We start from the raw sequence: 2,196 nt of genomic DNA on the forward strand, positions 1-2,196 counted from the left end.
CCACCGTCATGCGCAAGCACCAGCGATACCTGCCGGTGCGTGACGCCGCCGGGCGGCTGCTGCCGTCGTTCGTCGCCGTCGCCGATGGCGAGGTCGACCAGGCGCTGGTCCGCGCCGGCAAGGAGGAGGTCATCCGGGCCCGGTTCACCGACGCCGCGTTCTTCTACGACGCCGACGTCACGGTGCCGCCCGAGACGTTCCGGGCGGAGCTCGCGAAGCTGACGTTCGAGCAGCGGCTCGGCTCCGTCGCGGACCGGGCCGACCGCATCGCGGCGCTGGCGCGTGACCTCGCCGAGGAGATCGGCCTCGGTGAGGACGACCGGGCCACCCTGGACCGGGCGGCCGCGCTCGCCAAGTTCGATCTGGCCACCCAGATGGTCATCGAGCTGTCGAGCCTCGCCGGCACGATGGCGCGGGAGTATGCCCGCCGGGCCGGTGAGCCCGAGGCGGTCGCCGTCGCCCTCTTTGAGATGGAGCTGCCTCGCCGGGCCGGTGATCAGCTGCCCGCTACCGCCCCCGGTGGCCTGCTGGCCCTCGCCGACCGGCTCGATCTGCTTGTCGGGCTGTTCGCGCTCGACGCGGCTCCCACGGGGAGTTCGGATCCGTTCGGGTTGCGCCGGGCCGCGCTCGGGGTCGCCGCGATCCTGGGCAGCCGGCCCGAGCTCGCCGGCCTCACCGTCACCGGCGCGCTGGCCCGTGCTGCCCGGCTTACCCCGGTGCCGGTGCCCGCCGAGGCGCTCGAGGCCGCCGGGGCGTTCGTCCGTGGCCGCTACGTCCAGCAACTACTCGACGCCGGGGTGGACCACCGCTTGGTCGGCGCAGTCGGGCCGCTCACCGGCACGCCGGCCCGCGCGGCCGCCACCTTGGTGACACTGCGGCAGCTCGTCCAGGGGGAGTCCGCACCCGCCGCCGGCTTCGCCGCCCTGGCCGCCGCGTTGCAGCGGGTCCGCCGGATCGTGCCGGCCGGGACCCCGGCGGTGCTCGACGCGCAGCGCCTCACCGAACCCGCCGAGATCGACCTGCTGGAGGTCGTGACAGCCCTCGCCCAGCGGCTCGCGCCCTCCGGCGCCGATTCGGCTGTCACCGCGGAGACGCCGGCCGGAGTGATCTCCCTCGATGAGCTGGTCGCCGCAGCCGGAGACCTGCCGGCCGCCGTCGACGCGTTCTTCGACGCGGTGATGGTGATGGCCGACGACCCGGCGGTGCGGGCGGCGCGGCTCGGTCTGCTGGCCTGGATCCGGGACCTGACGGCCGGAGCTCTCGACTGGGAGGCTCTCGGCTCGCTGCCCGCTTCCGGTTACTGATCATGGGCATTCTGACTGCGCATACCGTTACCACGGGTTAGCGTCTGGGTATCACTCCGGGGCGGAAGGGACGACCATGGCGCGCTACGTGTATGGCTTCCACCAGGGCAACAAGGATATGAAGGATCTTCTCGGCGGTAAGGGCGCGAACCTCGCCGAGATGACGAATCTCGGCCTGCCCGTCCCGCCCGGGTTCACCATCAGCACCCAGGCGTGCCGGGAGTACCTTGCCGGCGGCGAACCGGTCGGGCTACGGGTGGAGATCGATCATCATCTTGCCGCTCTGGAGACCGCCCGGGGACGGCGGCTCGGCCAGGCCGACGATCCGCTGCTGGTGTCGGTGCGTTCCGGCGCGAAGTTCTCCATGCCCGGGATGATGGACACCATCCTGAACATCGGCCTGACCGACCAGGCCGTCTTGGGCCTGGCCGAGCAGTCGGGTTCGCCGCGGTTCGCCTGGGACTCCTACCGCCGGCTGCTGGCCATGTTCGGCCGGACCGTCCTCGGCGTCGGCGAGTCGTCGTTCGACGCGGCTCTCGAGGCGGCGAAGCGGGCCAAGGGCACCAGCAGCGACCTCGACCTCGACGAGAACGACCTGCGGGCGCTCGTCGCGACCTACCAGCGGATCGTGCTCGAGCGCACCGGCCGTCCCTTCCCCCAGGATCCCCGTGAGCAGCTGGATCTCGCGATCCGAGCGGTGTTCGACTCCTGGAACGGGCCGCGGGCCCGGCTGTACCGCCGTACCGAGCGCATTCCGGACGATCTCGGGACGGCAGTGAGCGTCGTCGCGATGGTGTTCGGCAACCTTGGAACGGACTCGGGCACCGGGGTGGCCTTCACCCGGGACCCGGGCAACGGGGAATCCGGCGTGTACGGAGACTATCTGCCCAAT

The 2,196-nt window shown here is 71.9% G+C and carries 2 protein-coding genes; both read left to right on the plus strand.

The annotated features are described in order from the left end of the window. The coding region (gene glyS, locus ACY45C_RS12020) for a glycine--tRNA ligase subunit beta (protein WP_462187704.1) at positions 1-1,304 on the plus strand (1,304 nt) is incomplete at its 5' end. Positions 1,305-1,380: 76 nt separating this feature from the next. Continuing rightward, positions 1,381-2,196: PEP/pyruvate-binding domain-containing protein (locus tag ACY45C_RS12025; protein ID WP_462187705.1), on the plus strand; the 816-nt coding region annotated here is incomplete at its 3' end.

Source organism: Frankia sp. CcWB2 (assembly GCF_977927585.1).